We start from the raw sequence: 21,719 nt of genomic DNA on the forward strand, positions 1-21,719 counted from the left end.
CTTACACACTATTCTATCAATACAGCCTCCAGGATGAAAATGCTGACAGCTGCTGCTTGCAGGACCATTTTCCTTCTTTATGACTGTTTATCGCTCAAAAAAAAGAGAAGCACCCTGAAGGCACTCCTCTTTTCTACTATATTAATAACCCATTCATTGAAGAGCCATGAGAATCTTAGTTCCTAATCCTCAATTTTACAAAATTAGCCGTTTACCGGTACAACAGCACCTTTGTATTTCTCTTTGATAAAGTCTTGAATTTCTTTGCTGTGCAGCACTTCTACAAGTGTTTTAATTTCTTTGCGGTTTTCATCGCCTTTGCGGACAGCAATGATGTTCACATATGGTGAATCTGCTCCTTCAAGGGCAATGGCATCCTTCATCGGGTTTAACCCTGCTGAAATCGCATAGTTAGTGTTAATCAGGACAGCATCACCTTCGCCTGATTTATATGCCTGCGGCAAAAAGCTTGCTTCCACATCTGTTTTGAATTGAATGTTTTTCGGGTTTTCTGCAATGTCTTTTACAGTTGCCGTTGTTTTGTCAATTCCAGGCTTAAGCTTGATCAGACCTTTGCTTTCCAGCAATGAAAGCATGCGGCCATGGTCAGCTACAGAGTTGCTCATGATGATTTGGGCGTTATCCGGAAGCTCTTCAAGCTTTTTGTATTTCTTGGAGTACACACCGATTGGTTCGATATGAATTCCGCCGGCGTTCACAAAGTCATAATTTTTGTTTTCTGCCATTTGAGACTTCAAGTATGGAATGTGCTGGAAATAGTTTGCATCAAGCTCTTTGCTTGCTAGTGACTTATTCGGCATTACATAGTCCTTGAATTTGATAATTTTCAGCTTAACACCCTTTTTTTCAAGCAGCGGTTCTGCTTTTTCAAGAATCTCAGCATGAGGCGTGTTGGATGCCCCGATCACAATTGTTCCTTCTTTTTCAGAACCTCCATTAGATCCGCCTGTACCGCAGGCAGCCAGCGCACTGATTGTAAGCAATGCAATAATAGCTAAAAATATTCTTTTCATTCTTTTTCCCCCTACCTTTTATCAATTTTTTTTGTTATAGAATCTCCAAGAATTTGGATGATGAACACAATAATTAAGATAACAACGGTTGCAATAAACGTTACTTGAACGCTGTCACGCTGAAAGCCATCCAAAAACGCATAATCCCCAAGACCTCCAGCTCCAACGAACCCTGCCATGGCTGTAAAGCCTACAGTAGCAATCGCTGTTACGGTGATTCCTGAAACCAATGCTGGCATCGATTCCGGAAGAAGCACTTTAAAAATAATGGAAGAAGTCGTTGCCCCCATTGACTTGGCTGCTTCAATAACACCTTTATCAATTTCCCGCAGGGCAATTTCAACCATTCTCGCATAAAACGGTGCTGCCCCGATAACTAATGCCGGCAATGCAGCATCTGCTCCCAGCACAGTTCCTACTATCACTTTTGTAAAAGGAAGCAGGAGAATAATCAAAATGATGAATGGAATAGACCGGAACACATTCACGAACGCAGCAACAATCACATACAGCACTTTGTTTTCCCACAGGTTGCCTTTACTTGTAAGGAACAGCAGCAATCCCAGCAGGGTGCCGATTAAAAAGGTTAAGATGACAGAAATGACGGTCATGTACAACGTGTCATAAGTTGCCCTCCATAGATCGCTCAGGACGACATCCGGAAAAAACTGATTAAACATTTGTCATCACCTCCGCATCAACCTCATGCTGTTTTAGGAAATTCAGCGCTTTTGCTAATTCCGCCTCTTCCCCTTCTAAATGAAGAAATAACGTTCCGTATGCACCGCTTTGAGTCTGCGTGATTTTCCCGTGAAGAATATTCACTTCTACCTGATGCTGCCGGATCAATTCTGTAATCACAGGCTGCCCTGTTGAATCCCCGACAAATGTCAGCTGAACCACCTTGCCAGTTTTGTATTGGCGTATGAGTTCACTGATGGTTTCTTTCGTGTCCTCCGGTTCTGTAATCTGCTGCACGAACCGCTTTGTAATCGGCTGTTTAGGGTGCTGGAAGATGTTCAGTACTTTTCCCTCTTCTACAACCTTTCCGCTTTCCATTACGGCTACTCTGTGGCAGATTTTCCGGATGACATGCATTTCATGTGTAATCAGGACAATCGTAAGTCCAAGTTTTTGATTAATGTCAGTCAAGAGATCGAGGATAGAATCCGTTGTCTGGGGATCAAGTGCAGAAGTCGCTTCATCACACAGAAGAACCTCTGGATTATTCGCCAGCGCTCTTGCGATTCCCACCCGCTGCTTTTGTCCGCCGCTCAGCTGGGAAGGATAAGCTTTTTCTCTTCCATTCAGCCCTGTAAGCTCAATCAGCTCTTTCACTCGCTGGTCCCTTTTCTTTTTCGGGATTCCTGCGATTTCAAGCGGAAAGGAAATATTTTCGCTGACTGTCCGAGACCAAAGCAGATTAAAATGCTGAAAAATCATGCTGATTTTTTGGCGGGCTTTTCTTAAATCTGCTTCCTTTATGGTGTTCAGTTTCTTGCCAGCTACTTCTATCGTACCGCTGCTCGGCTTTTCCAAGCCGTTCAGCAAGCGAATAAGCGAGCTTTTCCCAGCACCGCTGTAGCCGATAATGCCATAGATCTCTCCTTTTTCCACCTCAAGGCTTACATTGTCTACTGCTGTTACATTACCGGATTTAGCAGAGTATATCTTTGAAACTTCTGAAAGTTTAATCAAGTCATCACCTTCTTTTTCCTATAATTCAAATGAGAACAAAAAAAGCCTTTCTGCATAAATGAGCAGAAAGGCTTGTTATCGGTAAGTTCGCCTTTCTCTCATCTTTCAAAACAGCTGAGCTGTTTTGTGTGAATTGGCACCATTTCAGTAAACTGACGGTTGCCGGGCTTCATCGGGCACTTCCCTCCACCTCTCTTGATAAGAGAACATCAAATATTCAATTAAATAACCATATCTTAGGTACGAAGGTGATTATATCATGGGCAAATTGGCGGGTCAATCATAAGTTTGCTGATTTTTTAAATAGTTTTAAAAGACACAGCTGAAGTTTGGCCAGTTGCCGCTTCAATGGCCTGCTCCAAATCTTCAAGTAAATCATCGATATGTTCAATTCCAACCGAGAGGCGAATCAGATCTTCTGTGACCCCCGCTTTTATCAAGTTTTCCCCATCAAGCTGCTGGTGGGTAGTGCTTGCCGGGTGAATAATAAGGCTTTTCGCATCGCCTACATTAGCGACGTGCGACCATAATTTCACGCTGTTAATTAATTTGCTGCCTGCTTCCCTGCCGCCGGCTATGCCAAATACAGCAACAGCGCCTGCCCCTTTTGGCAAGTATCTGTCAGCAAGCGGTTTAGAAGGATGGTTTTCAAGGCCTGGATACAGCACCCAGTCCACTGCTGGATGTTCCTCTAAATACTGAACGACCTTCGCGGTATTGGCGATGTGTTCTTTCATTCTCACATGAAGGGTTTCAAGCCCTAATGTAAATTGGAAGGCATTTTGCGGGCTGATCGCGGGTCCAAGGTCGCGCAGCAGCTGGACTCTTGCCTTTGCTATGTAGGCCGCTTCTCCAAGCGCTTCCGCATAGACGAGATTATTGTAGCTTGGATCAGGCTCGGTAAATCCGGGGAATTTCAGCGAGTTCCAGTCAAACCTGCCTCCATCTACAATGATTCCCCCAAGAGCAGTGCCGTTTCCAAGCAGCCATTTCGTTGCAGAATGGACCACAATATCTGCTCCATGCTGAATCGGCTTGCAAAGATACGGAGTTCCGAATGTATTATCAACGATCAGCGGAATCCCCGACTCATGGGCAACATCAGCTGCTGCCTGAATATCCAGCACTTGAAGACTGGGATTTCCAATTGTTTCTCCAAAAATGGCTTTTGTCCTTGGCGTGATTGCCTGCCGGAGATTTTCAGGATTTGCTGAATCTACAAAAATCGTTTTAATGCCGTACTTCGGAAGCGTGTTGGCAAAAAGATTATACGTTCCTCCATATAAGGAGGAAGAAGCCACAATTTCATCTCCAGCATGCGCCACGTTTAAAATAGCAAGTGTGATCGCAGACATGCCGCTCGCAGTGGCTAGAGCGCCAATGCCTCCTTCAAGTGCTGCGATTCGTTCTTCAAGTACAGTGACCGTCGGGTTATGAATCCTTGTGTAAATATAGCCCTGCTCCTGCAGAGCAAATAAACCTGCCGCATGCTCAGTGCTGTTAAACAAATACGCGTTTGTTTGGTAAATCGGCACAGCTCGCGCTCCTGTTACCGGATCCTTTGTCAGCCCTCCATGAATGCCAATCGTTTCCTGCCTGTAGGTTTGTTCAGCCATTTTCCCGCCTCCTGATTAATATAAATAGAAAAACCTCTTCAGAAGAAGAGGTTTAACACACGGCCGGCTCTTCTTATCTTTCAGAGTCATGCACTCTGCTGGACTTAGCACCGTATCGCAGGACCGGTTGCCGGGCTTCATTGGGCCATTCCCTCCGCCACTCTTGATAAATAATTGAATTTTCTTAATTTTAAAATAAAATTCCTGTTTTTTCAAGTGCCTTTTTAAAGCGCCGCAAAAAAACTGCTGAACTCTTTTTTCTCAAATGAAAGAAGATACTTTAAAACCTGGAAATTCTGACACCATTTTTGCAAAGTCTATTATTTTCCGGGAAATAGAAAGAATACTGCAAAAGAGCGCAAAAAAAAATAAACGGTTCCCCGAAGGAACCGTTTATTTCAGCAATTGATACAAATATTCGACAGATTGAAAGGCATAAACCTTTTTCATCAGTTTGCCATCTTCAAAAAGGAGCAGACAAGGAACGCTTTCTATTTCCCATTTTGCTGCATGCTCCGGAAGGTAATTTAAGTTGCTTGAATTGATTTGAACTTCTGGAAGGGCTTCTTCCACAATCGTCAGCATGCGCTTTGCCAGCTGGCATGTACCGCAGAAAGGCGTATACAAATAAAGCGAAAATCTGCCTTCTGATTGGACAGCCTGATCCAGTTCCTGCTTTGTTAATTCAACCATTATATGAAAAGAGACACCTCTTTATAAAAATTTTGCCTGCACATCAATATTAGCGCCGAGGAGAATCGAGGCAATATGATGTTCAGGAGCTGAAGCCACTTCCCGGTACATTTTGTCAACATACAGATGGGAGGCTTCAGGGAATTCTCTTTTAAACTGCTTTCTAAGCTTTTCCCCTGCCTCGTCAGAATCCACAAGCACATAGACATCTTTGTTAAAATAGCTATCAATAAGTTCATCAAGCTTTGTCAGGCTGATTGTCCCATTGGTGCAGATGATTTCCACACTTTCATTGAGCACATCCAACAGCTTTCGTTTATCTGACTTGCCTTCAACAATAATAACCTTTTCAAGCTCAGCTAATGACATATGATCACCTGTTAAAAGAGTATTTCTTTACTATATTCAAGAAAGTGCGGCAGTTTCATAAGAAAAGTGCATCCATGAAAAGCGCTGGAACTGGACATCATTGATCTCTTAGCAATCGAGCGAGCTAAGGTGGAATTTTATCATTTCTTTTCTGATAAAAAAGCAAAACAGCAGTGGATCAATCCACTGCCGTCCGCATCAGCACCAGCCGTTTTCATCGTCACAGTCAACATACTGCTGGGTTTGGCCAGTGGTTGTATCAGCCATTTGGTAAAAACGATTGCTTTCGTGCTCATAACCTTCTTTTAATTCAACTTGACTGCCGTTCGGACCAGATGTCATCCGGCCGATTTGTTCATCATTTGCATACAGATGAAGCTGTCCTTCAAGGAATTTCCCTGTCACCCGGTCCGTAATCTCCAGCCGTTTTTTTTCAAATGCCAACTTGAACACCCTCCTTTTTTGCTTAGGATGTCCAAGTCGGCAATGTGTCATGTAATTAAGCTTCTTTTGTCATTTCTTCGTATTGTTCAGCTGTCATCAGGCTGTCGATTTCATTTGTGTCCTTCGGCTCGATCACGATCATCCACGCCTTCTCATATGGTGATTCGTTTACGAATTCAGGGCTGTCATCAAGATCCCCATTTACTTCCACTACTTTACCGCTGATTGGAGCGTAGAGCTCAGAAACTGTTTTAACAGATTCTACACTGCCGAACGGCTCGTCTGCTTTAATTTCGTCTCCTACAGACGGAAGCTCAACAAATACGATATCTCCAAGCTCTGATTGAGCGAAATGTGTGATGCCCACACGCACGTTATCGCCTTCAACCTTTACCCACTCATGTTCTTCAGAATAACGCAAATCTTTCGGTGTATTCATCTTTAATTCCCTCCACATATCCACTTTTTATTTATAGAAAAGGCTGAAAACCCTCTTCTTTAAGACCAGAATTCCTGGAACTGCTCTTCCTTAAAACCAATAGTCGCATTTTTGCCGTCTGATGTAATCGGCCGCTTGATCAGCATGCCGTCTGAGGCTAAAAGTTCAAGCATTTCTTCTTCATTCATTTCCGGCAGCTTGTCCTTCAAAGATAGCTCCCGGTATTTCATGCCGCTTGTATTAAACAGTTTCTTCAGCTCAAGCCCGCTTTCCTCCTGCAGCCTCTTTAAATCCTCTTTCGAAGGCGGGTTTTCGGCAATATGTACTTCCTGAAGCGTTTGGCCATGCTCCTCAAGCCATTTTTTAGCTTTTCGGCAAGTTCCGCATTTCGGATACCAGTAAAATGTTAAGCTCATGTTAAACACCACCTGCTTTTTCACTCTCATCAACATATTATCATAATCAGCCCGTCAAGCATAACAGGAAGTGCCAAAACTCTGTCATTGTTATTTTAGCCAAATACCGCTTAAAATAAAGAAGGCTCTCCCGCTTTACCTGAGAGAGCCCTTCTTCTTGTCATTTAGTTTACGTAACGGTTTGCATCAATCAATTTTGCTGCAATTTCGCGTTTTTTCGCAATAACGTTGATTGGGGTATGGCGTGTGAATTTTCTAAGCGCTGAGATCATCATCCGCAGTGTATCGCCTGTTTCGATCGCAACAAGGGATTCCTTTGCATGACCTTCAATCTCATTAAACGCTTCCTGGCAGAAAACTTGTGTATACAGCAGTTTCTGGCTGCTCTTCTCTTCTCCAGTTGCTGCAATTGCTTTTTCTGTGCGCAAAATAGCTGATTCCATCGCATATACCGCACTGACAATATCTGCAATGTTGACAAGCACTTCCTGCTCCTGCTGCAGTTTTTCTCCATACTTCTGAGCTGCAAGACCTGCAATCATCAGACCGATTTTCTTGGCGTTTTTCAGCAGGTATTTTTCCTGCTCAAGTGTACCTTCCCCAACTTCCTCCAGCATCAGCATCATCAGCTCTTCCTGAAGAGCCTGTGCTTTTTGCAGCAATGGAAGCTCGCCTTTCATTGCTTTGCGGAGATATGTGCCTGGCACAAGCAGGCGGTTGATTTCGTTGGTTCCTTCAAAGATCCGGTTGATGCGCGAATCGCGGTATGCTCTTTCCACTTCATATTCCTGCATAAACCCGTATCCGCCGTGAATCTGGACGCCTTCATCAACGATATAATCAAGTGTTTCAGAACCGAATACTTTGTTCAAAGAACACTCAATCGCATATTCAGCTATGGAAGCCGCGACAGCTCTTCCGTCTTTTGTTTCTTCGTCAGACAGCAGTCCCATACGGCTTTCAAAGAGGCCGACTGTCCGATAAACAGAGCTTTCCATTGCGTAAAGTCTTGAAGCCATATTCGCCAGCTTCTCCTGAATGAGGGAAAACTTCGCGATTGGTGTTTTGAATTGCTGGCGCTGGTTCGCGTAGTTTACGGAAACATCAATGATGCGCTTAGAGCCGCCGATCGTACCGACAGCCAGCTTGTAGCGGCCGATATTCAGGATATTAAACGCGATAACATGCCCTTTTCCAAGCTCCCCAAGAAGATTTTCTTTCGGCACCATGGCATCTTCCAAAATAAGCGTTCTTGTTGAAGATCCTTTGATCCCCATTTTCTTTTCCTCTGGACCTGTTGAAACGCCTGGGAATTCACGCTCTACTATAAATGCTGAGAAATGCTCGCCGTCAACTTTAGCGTATACAACAAATACATCTGCAAAAGCTGAGTTTGTAATCCACTGTTTTTCACCGTTCAGTACATAATGCGTGCCTTCTGCATTAAGCTTCGCTGTGGTTTTTGCTCCAAGGGCATCAGAACCTGAACCTGGCTCAGTCAAAGCATAAGCCGCAAGCTTTTCTCCTGTTGCAAGATAAGGAAGATATTTTTTCTTCTGATCTTCATTTCCGAACAGGACAATCGGCAAGGAGCCGATTCCGACATGTGCACCAAATGAAAGTGAGAAGCCGCCGGCACGGGAGAACTTTTCTGTAATAAGCGCTGAGCTGATTTTGTCCAGCCCGATCCCGCCGTATTCTTCAGGTACATCTGCTCCAAGAAGTCCAAGCTCTCCAGCCTGCTTCAGCAGTTTGACAGAAACATCAAATTGATGGTTTTCAATTTCATCAATGTGCGGCAGAACATCATTCACAACGAAATCTTCCGTTGTTTTCGCGATCATTTTATGCTCTTCAGTAAAATCCTCTGGTGTAAATACTTCCTGGTGAGAAACTTCTTCAAGCAGGAAGCTGCCGCCTTTAAAAATTTTTTGTTCTGTTTGTGCCATGATTACTCCCCCATTTTCCTTTATTGTGATCAAACAAGTTCAAACACTCCAGCGGCTCCCATTCCGCCGCCAATGCACATCGTAACAATCCCAAACTGTTCATTGCGGCGCTTCATTTCATGTATAAGAGAAAGCGTCAATTTCGCTCCAGTACAGCCCAGCGGATGGCCAAGAGCAATAGCGCCTCCATTAACATTCACTTTCTCCTCATCAATTCCGAGCTCGCGGATGACCTGGATCGCCTGTGAAGCAAAGGCTTCATTCAGTTCAAACAGCCCAATATCGGAAAGCTCGAGTCCGGCAAGCTTGAGCGCTTTCGGTATCGCTGCAACAGGCCCGATTCCCATTACTTCAGGAGGCACGCCGCCTACTGCGAAGGACCGGAATTTAACCATAGGAGCAAGGCCCAATGCGCTTGCTTTTTCTCTGTCCATTACCATTACAGATGCCGCACCGTCACTTGTCTGTGAGGAATTTCCTGCTGTGACGGATCCCTTTGTTGAGAAAACTGTGCGCAGCTTTGCTAGCGTTTCAATGTTTGTGCCGGGACGGACACCCTCATCCTGTGAAAAAAGAATCTTTTTTTCCTGAATTTTATTATCAGGTCCGACACTTCTGCGGGTTACTTCTACTGGAACAATCTCATCTTCAAACTTTCCATCCTTTATGGCAGCCGCTGCTTTTAAGTGGCTTCTGACAGCGAAATCATCCTGATCTTCCCTTGAAACGCCGAATTTGGAAGCTACCTGCTCAGCGGTGTGGCCCATGCTCATATAATATTCAGGCGCCTCTTCAGCAAGTTTAATATTTGGACGGACCGTGTGCCCCATCATCGGCACAAGGCTCATGGATTCCGCACCGCCTGCAATGATTGTGTCCGCATGTCCGAGCATGATTCTCTCAGCCGCATAGGCAATCGTTTGAAGCCCTGAGGAACAATAACGGTTAATCGTTATACCTGGGACAGTGTCAGGGAGTCCCGCAAGCGCTCCAATATTTCTTGCCATGTTAAGGCCCTGCTCTGCTTCAGGCATTGCGCAGCCGATGATAAGATCATCAATATTCCCTTCATATCCTCCCGCTCGCTTAAGGGTTTCCTTTACCGTTAAAGCGCCAAGATCATCAGGGCGGACAGCTGCCAATGTTCCTTTTTTTGCTCTCCCGACAGGTGTTCTTGCACCTGCTACGATAACTGCTTCTCTCATTTGTGCTCCCCCCTTTTAATTGCGCAGCGGCTTGCCTTTTACAAGCATGTGCTGCATGCGCTGCTGAGACTTTCCTTCACTCACGAGGCTGAGGAAAGCTTCTCTTTCAAGATCAAGCAAATACTGCTCATCAACTTCTGTACCGAATGGCACTCTTCCTCCGGCAAGGACAAATGCCAGTTTTTTAGCAATTTTTACGTCATGCTCTGAAATAAATCCGGATAGCTTCATAGAGTGAGCCGCAAGCAGAAGCGCTGCATAGCCTGATTCCCCAGTTACCGGAATTTTTTTGCGTACAGGCGGCAAATAGCCGTTTTCATCGAGCTGAAGGACTGTGCGCTTCGCATCATGCAGCAAATGATCGCTGTTCATGCTGATTTGGTCTTTTGCATTCAGAAAGTTCGTTTCCCTTGCTTCTGCAGCAGAGGTGGAAACCTTCGCCATGGCAATTGTTTCGAACACTTTGTTCGCCACGTCCTGAAGGTCAAAATCCATGCCCTTCGGAATGGCATTCAGGTGGCTGATATAAAGCTCTTTGTTGCCGCCTCCTCCAGGGATTAGGCCAACGCCTGCTTCAACAAGTCCCATGTAGGTTTCGGATGCTGCCTGAACTCTTGCTGCCGGCAGGCAAACCTCTGCACCGCCTCCGAGCGTCATGGCAAACGGTGCCGCTACAACCGGCTTAGGGCTGTATTTGATATTCATCATCGCCTGCTGGAAATGCTTCACAACCATTTCAATTTCGAAGAAATTATCATCCTGTGCTTCCATCAGGATCATCGCGAGGTTTGCACCGACGCAGAAGTTTTTGCCCTGGTTTCCGATTACAAGTCCTCTGTAGTTGCGTTCTGTTTCTTCAATTGCATAATTGATCATTTGAATGATATCAAGACCAATGGAATTGTTCGGCGAATGGAATTCAAGCAGTGCCACGTCATCACCGATATCGATCAGGCTTGCACCAGTGTTTTTCTTAATAACGCCGTTTGTTTCTTTTAATGTTTTCAAATGAATGTTTTTAGGGTTTGATGCTTCTCTGCGGTATTCACCGTCTTTATAGAAGAATCTGACGCCGTTTTCATGAAGATAGAATGTGCTGTGCCCTTTTGCCAGCATCTCTTTTACCCAGGCTGGAATGTCATAGCCTTCGCTTTCTGCTTTTTGAACAGATTTTTCTACCCCGATGGCATCCCAGATTTCAAATGGCCCTTTATCCCAGCCAAAGCCCCATTTCATTGCCTTGTCTATGCCTGTGATGTCATCTGCGATTTCGCCATTCAGCTTTGCGGAGTACAGCAAAGTTGGAATAGTTGTTTTCCAAAGCAGCTGGCCTGCTTTGTCATCTGCATAAATAAGCGCTTTCAATTTATTCCCTGAGCCTTTAGCCTGCTTCGCGGCTTCTGTTGAAGCTGTTTTTAACCGCTTGCGCTCTTCATATTGCAGCGTTTCAGGGTTTAATTCCAGGATCTCTTTGCCTTCTTTTTTGAAAAAGCCCTGTCCAGACTTGCTTCCAATCCATTTATTTTCAATCATTTGATGGATGAACGGCGGAAGGCTGAATACTTCTTTTTCTTTATCATCAATGCTTTCATAGACGTTTTTCGCCACATGGCTGAAAGTATCCAGTCCAACAACATCCAGTGTTCTGAAGGTAGCGCTTTTCGGCCTTCCAATCAGCGGGCCTGTGATGGAATCGACTTCACCGACGCTGTAGCCTCCTTCAAGCATTTCTCTCACTGTTACAAGCAGCCCGTATGTGCCAATGCGGTTTGCAATAAAGTTAGGCGTATCTTTTGCAAGAACGACGCCCTTTCCAAGGACATCCTCGCCATACTTTTTCATAAATTCTACTATGGCAGGGTCAGTCGCTTCTGCAGGTATGACCTCCAAGAGCTTTAAGTAGCGCGGCGGGTTAAAAAAGTGCGTTCCAAGGAAATTCTTTTTAAAGTCCTCTGACCGGCCTTCTGACATCGCATTGATGGAAATGCCTGAGGTATTGGAACTGATAATGCTTCCTTTTTTTCGATATTGATCAACCTGTGCAAATACTTTTTTCTTTATATCAAGGTTTTCTACAACAACTTCAATGACCCAGTCTGCATCAGAAATTTTTGGAAGATCATCCTCAAAATTTCCCGCAGTGATCAGGCTAAGGCTGTCCCGCGATGCAAGCGGTGCCGGTTTTTGCTTTACAAGCTTTTGAATGGCATCTGCTGCAAAACGGTTTCTTACCGCTTTGTCTTCAAGTGTCAGCCCTTTTTTCAGTTCAGTTTCCGAAGCTTCCTTCGGGACAATGTCCAGAAGCATGACAGGGATTCCGATGTTTGCCAAATGTGCGGCAATTCCTGATCCCATAACCCCAGAGCCCAGTACTGCTGCTTTCTTAATTTGCTGGACCATTTGTCTTCCTCCTTATTTGAATGAATGCTCATTCATTTTTTTCACAAAAAAAAGTTCCTCTGTTACTAATATAAAAGATTTAGAAAATTTGTTCAATACATTTGCCGGAATTTCATGTAAAGAATTGGCACAATCATCTCTTCTGCATGAAGTTTATGGCTATAGGCATGTTATTAAGGGAGGTGAGCAAGATGGCCAGACTGAAAAAGAATCCTTCAAAAGCAGGCGTAAGCGCTGCAAGCGTTAAAGGTGACGCAGGCCCGGTGAATGAAATGGACGGCGGCGGCAAAAGAACAAGCACTAATCAGCAGTACGGAAAGCGCAATATGGACACAAACAAATAATTTTCATGAGATGCCCTGCTGATATTCTGCAGGGCTTTTTTCTTTGGCAGGAAGAATGGAAGCGAAAAACGAATAAGATTTTTAGAGGTGATCAAAATGCCGTCTACTGAAGAAGTAATAAAACAAATCATCAGCCGCCAAAAAATAAATTCTCCTATAGCTGTCCTTATGTGCGGTGTTGCAGGATCCGGCAAAACCACATTTGCCAAGGAGCTCGAACAATTTGGGTTTATCAGGCTTTCCATTGATGAAGAAATATGGAAAACAAACGGCAAATACGGAATAGACTTTTCTCCTCTGGAATACGAAGATTTGAAAGAAACAGCAGAGAAAAAACTCCGGCTGGAGCTTTGCATGCATGTGAAAAACAAAAAGAATACAGTGGTGGATTTCAGTTTTTGGCAGCGGCAGCGAAGGAATGAGTATAAGCAGCTGATTGAAGACGGGAGCGGTTTTTGGAAGCTTGTTTACTTGAAGGTGCCGTCTCATGAGCTCCGGAGAAGACTTGCCATCAGAAGCAAACGATTTGATGCCAATGCTGCCTTTCCGATCACAGAAGAAATTCTCGGTTCCTACCTGAAGGGATTTGAGGAGCCTGACGGTGAAGGGGAAATAGTGATTGAATAAAAAAACCGCCTCAAGAGGCGGCTGCACTCATTATTTTTTCAATACGCCCTTCAGGACAAACGCTACATTAGCCGGACGTTCTGCCAGCCTTCTCATGAAATAGCCGTACCAATCTGTTCCGTACGGTACATAAACTCTCATCCTGTAGCCTTCTTCAACAAGCTCAAGCTGGCGCTCAGGCCTGATGCCGTAAAGCATTTGAAACTCAAACTGATCATATGGAATATTATGCTCTTCCACAAGCTTTTTTGTATAATCAATGATCGCTTCATCATGTGAAGCAATCGCTGTATAATTTCCGTTCAGAAGATGCATTTTAATAATTTTTTTGAAGTTATCATCTACATCTTTTTTCTCCGGGAACGCTACTTTCGGAGATTCTTTGTATGCTCCTTTAACAAGCCTTAGATTCGGACTGTACTGATTCAAGTCCTTGATGTCCTCTTCTGTCCGGTAAAGGTACGCCTGAATAACAGTGCCGATATTATCGTATTCTTCTCTCAGCTTCTTAAATATTTCAATGGTTTTGGCGCAGCGGGAGAAATCCTCCATATCAATGGTGACAAATACGCCATTTCTTTTTGCTGCTTCAAGAATTCTCCGCATGTTATCCATCACAAGCTGTTCGGATATATCAAGACCCATAGACGTCATCTTCAATGACAGCTGAGAGCCGAGGTTGTTTTTCCCGATTGCCTCAATGGCTAATATGGAGTTGTCGGCCATTTCATTGGCTTCTTTAGCGTTATCTACGAACTCACCAAGATAATCAATGGTTACATCCAGTCCTTTAGAGTTCAGCTGCTGAATAACTTGAACAGCTTTATCAACTGTTTCGCCGGCTACAAACCTTCCAGCTCCGAAGCGCAAACCGTATTTTTTAGCCACTTTCGTTAAGCCGCGGTTTTTGGAAAGGAACAAAAAGAAATCGCGCATGACCTGTTCCATAGATGGTACCTCCCTGCAAACGCATACATTATTTTCAAATAATAAAAATTTACCATTTTTGCCTAATGAAGCGCATTCATTATTTTCTTCATTGTATCACTTTTTTCTATATTTGGATATAAATATTCGTCTATTTTGTCGCATGGTGTCACCTAATCATTTGAATAGAATTTTCTTCCTTTAGGCACGATAAAGGGGAATCTACAAGAGAGGAAGGATACCGCTCATGCAGCAGCAAAATAGCCAAAATCAGCAGGGAACCATGCAGCAGCCGCCAGATATGATTTCAACGAAAGACCACTTATACATTACAGACATGCTCACTTGGAACCTTCTAGCCATGAAAAAAGCCCATTTCTACGCAGGCCAGTGCCAGAACCAGGAGCTCGCAGACGGCTTGACCCAGGCTGGAGAAATGCACAGCCGCCATTACCAGCAAATCCTGCAGTTACTGCAAAACGGCAATCAGCAGCAGATTCAATAAGAGAGGTGAATCATCATGAACCAAAATCAAAATCAGAATAAAGTCGGCAATCAGGAAACGCAAATTCCGAAAACTCCTCAAATGAATGAGAGAGACTTTGTCAATGACATGCTTGCGACTGAAAAATATATGACCAATTCATACAGCACAGCACTTCACGAGTTTTCAAACAATCATCTGTATCAGGAAATTCAGGGAATTTTCGATGAAACAGAAAAATGCCAGCGGGACCTTTATGACTTAATGTTCAAGCATGGCTGGTATAAGCTGGAGCCCGCTGATCAGCAGGCCATTCAGAAGTCTTATCAGCAGTTCTCAAGGTATATGCAGCAGCAGTCTCCGTATAACGATATGAATCATTGACAAGAAAAGCGCAAGCGGCTCGTTCAGCCCCGACAAGCGCTGGAGCAAAAATCCAGAAAGTCTGGGTTTGACTTTTTGGATTTTTGTGAAGCGACTCAGATCGGGCTAGCCGCTGGAGCTGGACAAATCAATTTCTTAAAAAAACCTTTCAGCGTATATTTCTTAGCTTTTATATGGTAACAAAAGAGCCTTGAATAAATTATTCAGGCTCTTTTTGCTGGCCGGTATTGGTTTTTCGGAGTTCATCATTCAGCGCTTTGATTTCCTGAATGACAGCAATCATCTCTTTTTTTCCATCCGGAAACTCGCTGTTCCAATGCCTTGCAAGCTGCGGCATTGATTTGGAAATATACGTGTAAAGAATCCACATCTCTACTTTTTTCTTGTCTTCTGGATTCGACTCCCCAAGCATCAGCTCCGTATACTTTTCAACCAGCGCATCCATCTGTCCGCTCAGTTTTTCATCCATGCGCCTGTCCTCCTTTCAATTGTTTTTCTACATTTAGTATAGCTGAAATCTCAGGGTCTTCCCAACATCGCATAGCCTTTAGGTTAAGGATTTTAGTAAAAAGGGAAACAGCTCATTGAAAACCATTTCGGAAGGATGTGAATGGCATGTTTCAAGCTGCCGGCTGGGGAGCCTTTGCAGGATCCTCTATTTTTATTGGAGCATTAATGGCCTTATTTTTAAAAATTCCAACCAGAGTGATTGGCTGGATCATGTCGTTTGGAACAGGCGTGCTTATCGGGGCGGCATCCTTCGATTTGCTCGGAGACTCTGTAGAAAGCGGAGGCCTGCTGCCCTCTGCCCTCGGTTTCCTGGGCGGAGCTCTTTTATTTACTGTTTCAGAATACTTCATCTCAAAAAGCGGAGGCAAACACAGAAAAAGATCAGGCGCTAAAGACAGCAGCCAGAACCAGGATCAGAACCAATCTGGTATAGGTATTTTTATCGGAACCTTGATCGATGCCATCCCGGAATCCATCATCATAGGGGTCAGCCTTCTCCAGGGCCAGGGTGTCAGCGTTCTTATGGTCGCTGCCGTCCTAATCAGCAATTTCCCTGAAGGCCTGTCCAGTACAGTTGGACTGAGGAAAGCGGGCCACAGCCGAAAAACAGTCTTTATTCTCTGGATTATTGTTACGGTTATCGCAGCAGTCAGTTCTTTACTTGGATTTGCCCTCTTTGCCAGCGCCTCACCTGCCCTGCTTGCCGTTATCAGCTCTTTCGCAGCAGGCGGCATTATCGCGATGGTGGCTGCCACGATGATGCCTGAAGCCTTTGAAGAAGGCGGACCGATTGTCGGGATGATCTCCTCGCTTGGACTGCTTGTCTCATTGATACTTTCTCAGCTTGAATAGGTTTGGGGATTTGTTTGGAGTTAGGTGATAAATGAATGCGGGTGGTATGGGGGACTGCACGGGACAATGGCGAGCAGGATGGGGCACTTGGAGCTGCAGGTAAACTTAGTAGACTGCATGTAAACCTGGGAAGCTGCACGTTAAATCTGAAACCCGCATGGAAAATTGGGAAGCTGCACGTTAAATCTGAGACCCGCATGGAAAACTAGAATGCTGCACGTTAAATCTGAGACCCGCATGGAAAACTAGAATGCTGCACGTTAACTTGACAAGCTGCATATAAATTTCCAAAAGCCGCATATAAAAGTCGAAAAGCTGCAAATAAATCTTTAAAACCTGCAAATAAAATGAGCAAACCCGCATGTAAATAGCATTTTGAAGCATGCGTGGTGCTCATTTTAAAGCAAATGAGTATGAAAAGACCCTGTTTTTGTCGATTTCCCGTTCATTTTAGTTAAATACAGGTGATTTTAATTCAAAATCGCTTTAAAACAGCGAGTCCCGCATGTTTATGCGGGACTTTTTGATGTTTATGTGCAGCCTTTCGCTTCATATGCGCGGCTTTCACCACTTATGCGTCACTTCTCTCGCTTATGCGCGGCTTCAGCCATTTAGCCATTTATGCGCCACTTCCACCGCTTATGCGCGGCTTCCACCATTTATGCGCGGCGTCGGCCATTTTTGCACCAATCCCACTGCTTGTAGCGGTGTCACCACTAATTCATAACTTCGCACCACTTACGCAGCGCTACCCTCTCCATCATCCTGTCAAAATATCCTCTTCAGGGTAACGTGTCAGCTCTTTTTCCGGTGTAGCTAAAGAGAACATGAGCGTCAGAGGCCCAAGCTTTCCAAGGAACATGATGAAAATGATCACAAGCTTCCCTGTAAGGCTGAGGGAGGCTGTCAGGTTCATCGAAAGCCCTACTGTTCCGAATGCTGAGACGACTTCAAAGAGCACCTGCAGGAAGCTGGCTTTTTCAGTCAGGTTCATGATGAATATGGCGAGTACGATAAATAATAGGGAGACGACTGTAATGGCAAGGGCTTTTGCTATATAGCTTTTATTAAGTGATCTTCTTCCGATCGAAAGAGTTGTTTTCCCTCTTACAAATGTAATGGTGGCAAGAAATATGACCAGTGCAGTGGTCAGCTTGATGCCGCCGCCTGTTGAGGCGCTTCCGGCACCAATAAACATGAGAATGACCATGAAGAACAATGATGAATCTTTCATATCGGCGATATTGATCGTATTGAATCCGGCTGTCCTTGGAGATACTGCTTGAAAATAGGATGCCCAAAGCTTGTCTCCGAACGAGAGCGCACCGAGTGTGTGCGGGTTGGAATATTCAATAAAGAACAGGACGAACATGGCGATAAGGTTGATCACGATGGTTCCAGCTACCATAAGCTTTGTATGCAGGGAAAACTTTTTAAATCTTTTTTTGTTCCAAATATCCACTAAAACCGTGAATCCGATACCCCCTATGATAAACAGGAGACTGATGACAATATTGATCAGCGGGTCACCTGCATAATTCATCAGGTTGTTTGGAAAGAGGGCAAATCCTGCATTGTTAAATGCTGAGACGGCGTGAAAAAAACTGTAGAACAGACCTTTGCTCCACCCGAATTCCGGTACCCATCTGAAGGATAAAAAAATCATCGCAATGAATTCTATAATAAATGAGAAAACAAACAGCCTTCTAACAAGCCTCACCACACCGCCGACAGAAGTTTGGTTAAGAGCCTGCTGCATAAGGAGCCGCTCTTTCATGCCGATTTTTCTGCCGAGCATCATATAAATCAATACGGCAAAGGACATGATTCCAAGCCCTCCGATTTGAATCAGCAGGGCAATGACGGTTTGTCCAAAAACAGTAAATACAGAGCTTGGGTCAACGGTTGACAGCCCTGTAACTGTCATGGCAGATGTGGTCACAAACAGCGCGTCTGACCATCCTATTGGTTTATTTACAGATATAGGAAGCTTCAAGAGCAGTGTTCCAATCGCTATTGCGATTAAAAAGACACTGACGAGAAGCTGGGAAGGATTGAGTTTTATTACCTTCGGCCATTTCTTCATTCTGTTCCTTCCTCCTAAAAGTTTGCGCGGACAAAATCCCCATTGTATGTATTTTGCACTTACGAGTGTATATTACCCTTGTTACCCCTCTAGCGTAAAGTAAAAAAACAGAAAAAGGCCGGATGCTCCCGGCCTTTTCATTTATACAGTTTCCTTTTTAGATCTTCTTTTAATAAAGATGTACACGATCATCACTACAACAAAGATAATGATCAGCGGCATCACAAACGGCTGGGCTTTTTCTTTTACTTCCTTCCAGTCGCTTCCGAGGCTCATTCCGAGATACAAAAAGAGAATGGTCCAAGGAACAATTGCTCCTACTGTATAGCCTATAAAGTGCCATACGGGCATTTTGGCAATGCCGGCTGGAATGGAGATGGCATGCCTGACGACGGGAATAAATCTGGCGGAAAAGATCACGCCCGGTCCATATTTTTCAAACCATTTTTCCGAAAGGTCCAAATGTTTTTTTCTAATGAGAAGAAATCTGCCGTATTTCTCAAGGAATGGCCTTCCGCCATAAGCTCCAATCCAATAAAGAAACAGCTGCGCTATCGTTCCTCCGATCGTCCCTGCAATCAAAGCGCCAATAAAATTTATTTTCCCTAAGGAAATCAGGTAGCCGCCATACCCAAGGACAATTTCGCTTGGAATAATTTCAATCATTAAGCCGAGAGCCACACCAAAATAACCTAGACCGGCCAGCCAGTCCAATATGCTGTAAACAAAATTCCCCATTTTGTACTCCTCTTTCTTAATTTCATCACTTATCTATCTTACTTCTGAAGAGGAGTTACATTCAACCCTATCTTTTTTCAGCCCGCTTTTTGGGCGGGTTCCTTCTTTTTTTCAGATTCTGCCACAATGACTGCACATGCGGCATCACCTGTAATATTTACCGCTGTCCTAAGCATATCCAGTATTCTGTCTATGCCAAGGATCAGGGCAATTCCTTCAACTGGAAGATTAACAGAATTGAGCACCATTGCAAGCAGAATTAAACCGACTCCCGGCACCCCTGCTGTACCGATGCTTGCCAGCACAGCTGTCAAAACAACGGTAAGAAGCTCAGCTATTGTAAGGTTATGGCTATAAACTTGAGCAATAAATACGGTTGCCACTCCCTGCATAATGGCTGTTCCATCCATATTAATCGTGGCTCCGAGCGGCTGCACAAAGCTCGATATCTGCTCTGGAACTTTCAGGTTTTTTTGTGCAGAATTCATAGATACCGGCAGTGATGCATTGCTGCTTGAGGTTGAAAATCCGATAATCATGGCAGGGAAAAATCCTTTATAGAATGAAAGGGGATTCCGCTTAGCCAAGAATCCGACTGCTGAACCGTATACAACTGTAAACTGGATAGCAAGCGCAAGGACAACAACGAATACATAGAGAAGCATCGCTTTAAACGCATCCCATCCCTGGCTGCCAATGGCCGATGCAATTAAGCCGAATGTGCCGTACGGAGCAAACTTCATTACGAGTCCTACTAAATACATCATCAAATCGTTTCCCTGCTCAAAAAGCTTCTTGACCATTCCTGCTTTTTCTCCAAGCATAGCTATGCCAAACCCTACAAACAAAGCAAAGGCAATTATCTGCAGCATATTGCCTGTTGCTAAAGCTTCTATCGGGTTTTTAGGAAAAATATTTAAGAGAGTCTCACCTATGGAAGGGGCCTTTTCAGCCTGATAGTCTGCATTTGAGGTATTAAATTCTCCGATGTTGCCAGGCTGGATCAATAGGCTGAGTGCGAGTCCGATAATGATTGCGACCGCTGTAGTGGAAAGAAAGTAAACAATTGTTTTAATTCCGATCCTAGAGAGTTTCTTGGGATCTCCAATTCCCGCTGCACCCAGTGTGATAGAGAAAAAGACGATAGGCACAACCAGCATGTTAATTAAGTTCAAGAAAATTTTTCCGAGCGGACTGAATAAATACGTATCCAAATTTTTAAATAGATCAGGAGAGAAAATGTTTAAAAGAAATCCTACAGCAATACCCGCTAATAAACCAATAATAATTTTAATTGCAAGATTCATCTGTTTCCTCCTTTTCACTTGTCATCTAACTTATAACTTATTACCCCTATGAAAGCGCTTCAAACTTTATTTTTCTATAAAAAAGACATATTTTGCTGTTTTCATTTTCCAATAAAGGGTAATTCGTAAATAGCTGTTTGGCATTGCCATTTATACATAAATCTTACAAATAACTTCAATTGCTAGGGAACGCCTTCAGTAAATGACGAACATATAGGAGTGGAAAATAGTGAAAAAACGTGTGTTAATTGGAATGCTGGCTGCATGTGCATTTACCCTGTCCGCATGCGGCACAGCAGAAAAACCGGCAGCATCAGGTGCAGAAAAACCCAAAACGGAGCAAAAAGCTCCTGTAAAGAAATTAACAGCTGAGGAAGTATTGGCAAAATCTGCAGAAGCTACAAAGAAAGTGAACAGTTATACGGCTGAAATGACAATGAAGCAGGCATTTGAAATTCAAGGCAAGAAGATGGACACATCCAGCTTTATCAATATGAAAAGCCAGGAAAATCCCATGCTCGGCAAAGTAAAAATAAAAATAACTGCAAATGGACTGGAGGAGCAGGGAAACTCCGCAAACTCCCCAAATTCGATCATCATGGATATGTATGTGACAAAAGATAAGGCATATATGAACAGTTCTTTGCAGAAGGATCAATGGACAGTTATGAATATCTCCGGAGAAAATGCAGGACCTCTTTCTGAAATGGGAGGCACTTCCTCCATGAATCCTAACCAGCAGGTAGAAAAATTAAAAAAATATGCCAAGGATGTAAAAATGACCGAAAGCGGAAATCAATATATCCTCACCATAACGGCTTCTGAAAAGAAAATGAACGAGATGCTGAGCGATCTTATCCCTAACAGCAGCAAGATGGAATCCCAAGGGGCAAAAGTAGATATCCAAATGTTTAAAATGGTCCTTGGCATCAACAAGGAAACCTTCCTGCAGGAAAATTTCACCATTGATACAAATATGAATCTAATGGCAGATAACAATGCCACTTCAATGGAGCAGCATATGACAGGAAAGTTAACGGATTACAATAAAGTAGAAAAATTTGAAATTCCTAAGGAAGTCACGGAGAATGCGGTCGAGGCTGGAGTAAATTAATAATATAGAAGTGATGCAAGCGGAAAATGCCGCTTGCATTTTTTTATTTGGTTCTTTTGAATTTGGCTGTTGATTGCAGTACG

General features: G+C 43.8%; 23 protein-coding genes and 2 riboswitches. Of the genes, 6 read left to right on the plus strand and 17 right to left on the minus strand.

The genetic code is table 11. The annotated features are described in order from the left end of the window. Window positions 1-203 precede the first annotated feature (203 nt). The 12 genes from LRR81_RS18730 to LRR81_RS18785 all read right to left on the minus strand — a co-directional run bounded on the left by LRR81_RS18730 (window position 204) and on the right by LRR81_RS18785 (window position 12,263). Window positions 204-1,034 carry a MetQ/NlpA family ABC transporter substrate-binding protein gene (locus tag LRR81_RS18730; RefSeq protein WP_231790930.1) on the minus strand — a complete coding sequence of 277 codons (831 nt, stop codon included), beginning with the start codon at window positions 1,032-1,034 and terminating at the stop codon, window positions 204-206. A gap of 11 nt (window positions 1,035-1,045) precedes the next feature. Next, on the minus strand, window positions 1,046-1,714 hold the full coding sequence (locus LRR81_RS18735) for a methionine ABC transporter permease (RefSeq protein ID WP_231790931.1): 669 nt from the start codon (window positions 1,712-1,714) through the stop codon (window positions 1,046-1,048). Next, window positions 1,707-2,732: a methionine ABC transporter ATP-binding protein gene (locus LRR81_RS18740; RefSeq protein ID WP_231790932.1), complete on the minus strand. Its 1,026-nt coding sequence runs from the start codon at window positions 2,730-2,732 to the stop codon at window positions 1,707-1,709. The genes LRR81_RS18735 and LRR81_RS18740 overlap by 8 nt, the downstream gene beginning before the upstream one ends. Before the next feature lie 95 nt (window positions 2,733-2,827). Beyond that, window positions 2,828-2,937: riboswitch (SAM riboswitch) on the minus strand. A gap of 94 nt (window positions 2,938-3,031) precedes the next feature. Next, complete coding sequence (locus LRR81_RS18745; protein ID WP_231790933.1) at window positions 3,032-4,348, minus strand: O-acetylhomoserine aminocarboxypropyltransferase/cysteine synthase family protein; 1,317 nt, start codon at window positions 4,346-4,348, stop codon at window positions 3,032-3,034. Between the two features lie 70 nt (window positions 4,349-4,418). Further along, window positions 4,419-4,521: riboswitch (SAM riboswitch) on the minus strand. Window positions 4,522-4,741: 220 nt separating this feature from the next. Beyond that, window positions 4,742-5,041, minus strand: a complete 300-nt coding sequence (locus tag LRR81_RS18750; RefSeq protein WP_231790934.1) for a thioredoxin family protein — start codon at window positions 5,039-5,041, stop codon at window positions 4,742-4,744. A gap of 21 nt (window positions 5,042-5,062) precedes the next feature. Further along, window positions 5,063-5,410 carry a toprim domain-containing protein gene (locus tag LRR81_RS18755; RefSeq protein WP_231790935.1) on the minus strand — a complete coding sequence of 116 codons (348 nt, stop codon included), beginning with the start codon at window positions 5,408-5,410 and terminating at the stop codon, window positions 5,063-5,065. A 198-nt stretch (window positions 5,411-5,608) separates the two neighbouring features. Continuing rightward, window positions 5,609-5,863 carry a YusG family protein gene (locus LRR81_RS18760; protein ID WP_408631626.1) on the minus strand — a complete coding sequence of 85 codons (255 nt, stop codon included), beginning with the start codon at window positions 5,861-5,863 and terminating at the stop codon, window positions 5,609-5,611. A 46-nt stretch (window positions 5,864-5,909) separates the two neighbouring features. Further along, window positions 5,910-6,293, minus strand: a complete 384-nt coding sequence (gene gcvH, locus LRR81_RS18765; RefSeq protein ID WP_231790937.1) for a glycine cleavage system protein GcvH — start codon at window positions 6,291-6,293, stop codon at window positions 5,910-5,912. A gap of 59 nt (window positions 6,294-6,352) precedes the next feature. Next, window positions 6,353-6,709 (minus strand): arsenate reductase family protein, encoded by a 357-nt coding sequence (locus LRR81_RS18770; RefSeq protein WP_231790938.1) that lies wholly within the window; start codon window positions 6,707-6,709, stop codon window positions 6,353-6,355. Between the two features lie 164 nt (window positions 6,710-6,873). After that, window positions 6,874-8,658 (minus strand): acyl-CoA dehydrogenase family protein, encoded by a 1,785-nt coding sequence (locus LRR81_RS18775; RefSeq protein ID WP_231790939.1) that lies wholly within the window; start codon window positions 8,656-8,658, stop codon window positions 6,874-6,876. A 29-nt stretch (window positions 8,659-8,687) separates the two neighbouring features. Next, window positions 8,688-9,863 (minus strand): acetyl-CoA C-acetyltransferase, encoded by a 1,176-nt coding sequence (locus tag LRR81_RS18780; RefSeq protein WP_231790940.1) that lies wholly within the window; start codon window positions 9,861-9,863, stop codon window positions 8,688-8,690. 15 nt (window positions 9,864-9,878) lie between these two features. Further along, window positions 9,879-12,263, minus strand: coding sequence for a 3-hydroxyacyl-CoA dehydrogenase/enoyl-CoA hydratase family protein (locus LRR81_RS18785; RefSeq protein WP_231790941.1), 2,385 nt, complete (start codon window positions 12,261-12,263; stop codon window positions 9,879-9,881). A gap of 191 nt (window positions 12,264-12,454) precedes the next feature. On the opposite strand from LRR81_RS18785, the gene LRR81_RS18790 reads away from it, so the two are divergent. Together LRR81_RS18790 and LRR81_RS18795 are read left to right on the plus strand one after the other, a co-directional pair. Next, window positions 12,455-12,607, plus strand: a complete 153-nt coding sequence (locus LRR81_RS18790) for a YuzL family protein (protein ID WP_231790942.1) — start codon at window positions 12,455-12,457, stop codon at window positions 12,605-12,607. Window positions 12,608-12,703: 96 nt separating this feature from the next. After that, window positions 12,704-13,234, plus strand: coding sequence for an AAA family ATPase (locus LRR81_RS18795; protein ID WP_231790943.1), 531 nt, complete (start codon window positions 12,704-12,706; stop codon window positions 13,232-13,234). Window positions 13,235-13,264: 30 nt separating this feature from the next. Here the strand turns inward: LRR81_RS18795 and LRR81_RS18800 are convergent, their stop codons facing one another. Then, entirely contained in the window at window positions 13,265-14,182 is a 918-nt protein-coding gene (locus LRR81_RS18800) for a proline dehydrogenase family protein (RefSeq protein WP_231790944.1), read from the minus strand. A 226-nt stretch (window positions 14,183-14,408) separates the two neighbouring features. On the opposite strand from LRR81_RS18800, the gene LRR81_RS18805 reads away from it, so the two are divergent. After that, window positions 14,409-14,666 carry a hypothetical protein gene (locus LRR81_RS18805; protein ID WP_231790945.1) on the plus strand — a complete coding sequence of 86 codons (258 nt, stop codon included), beginning with the start codon at window positions 14,409-14,411 and terminating at the stop codon, window positions 14,664-14,666. Window positions 14,667-14,681: 15 nt separating this feature from the next. Further along, complete coding sequence (locus LRR81_RS18810; protein WP_231790946.1) at window positions 14,682-15,029, plus strand: spore coat protein; 348 nt, start codon at window positions 14,682-14,684, stop codon at window positions 15,027-15,029. 199 nt (window positions 15,030-15,228) lie between these two features. On the opposite strand, the gene LRR81_RS18815 is transcribed toward LRR81_RS18810, so the two are convergent. After that, window positions 15,229-15,498, minus strand: a complete 270-nt coding sequence (locus tag LRR81_RS18815) for a DUF2573 family protein (RefSeq protein WP_231790947.1) — start codon at window positions 15,496-15,498, stop codon at window positions 15,229-15,231. Between the two features lie 146 nt (window positions 15,499-15,644). Here LRR81_RS18815 and LRR81_RS18820 point away from each other — a divergent pair, with 146 nt between their 5' ends. Further along, window positions 15,645-16,391 (plus strand): ZIP family metal transporter, encoded by a 747-nt coding sequence (locus tag LRR81_RS18820; RefSeq protein WP_231790948.1) that lies wholly within the window; start codon window positions 15,645-15,647, stop codon window positions 16,389-16,391. A 760-nt stretch (window positions 16,392-17,151) separates the two neighbouring features. Here LRR81_RS18820 and LRR81_RS18825 read toward each other — a convergent pair. The 3 genes from LRR81_RS18825 to LRR81_RS18835 form a co-directional block, all read right to left on the minus strand. Further along, window positions 17,152-18,477, minus strand: a complete 1,326-nt coding sequence (locus LRR81_RS18825) for a TrkH family potassium uptake protein (protein WP_231790949.1) — start codon at window positions 18,475-18,477, stop codon at window positions 17,152-17,154. 141 nt (window positions 18,478-18,618) lie between these two features. Then, window positions 18,619-19,215 (minus strand): DedA family protein, encoded by a 597-nt coding sequence (locus tag LRR81_RS18830; protein WP_231790950.1) that lies wholly within the window; start codon window positions 19,213-19,215, stop codon window positions 18,619-18,621. Window positions 19,216-19,292: 77 nt separating this feature from the next. Then, entirely contained in the window at window positions 19,293-20,522 is a 1,230-nt protein-coding gene (locus LRR81_RS18835) for a dicarboxylate/amino acid:cation symporter (protein ID WP_231790951.1), read from the minus strand. 229 nt (window positions 20,523-20,751) lie between these two features. On the opposite strand from LRR81_RS18835, the gene LRR81_RS18840 reads away from it, so the two are divergent. Then, window positions 20,752-21,636: a DUF6612 family protein gene (locus LRR81_RS18840; protein ID WP_231790952.1), complete on the plus strand. Its 885-nt coding sequence runs from the start codon at window positions 20,752-20,754 to the stop codon at window positions 21,634-21,636. Window positions 21,637-21,719 lie beyond the last annotated feature (83 nt).

It is taken from the genome of Metabacillus kandeliae (assembly GCF_021166585.1).
Taxonomy (GTDB): Bacteria; Bacillota; Bacilli; order Bacillales; family Bacillaceae; genus Metabacillus_B; species Metabacillus_B kandeliae.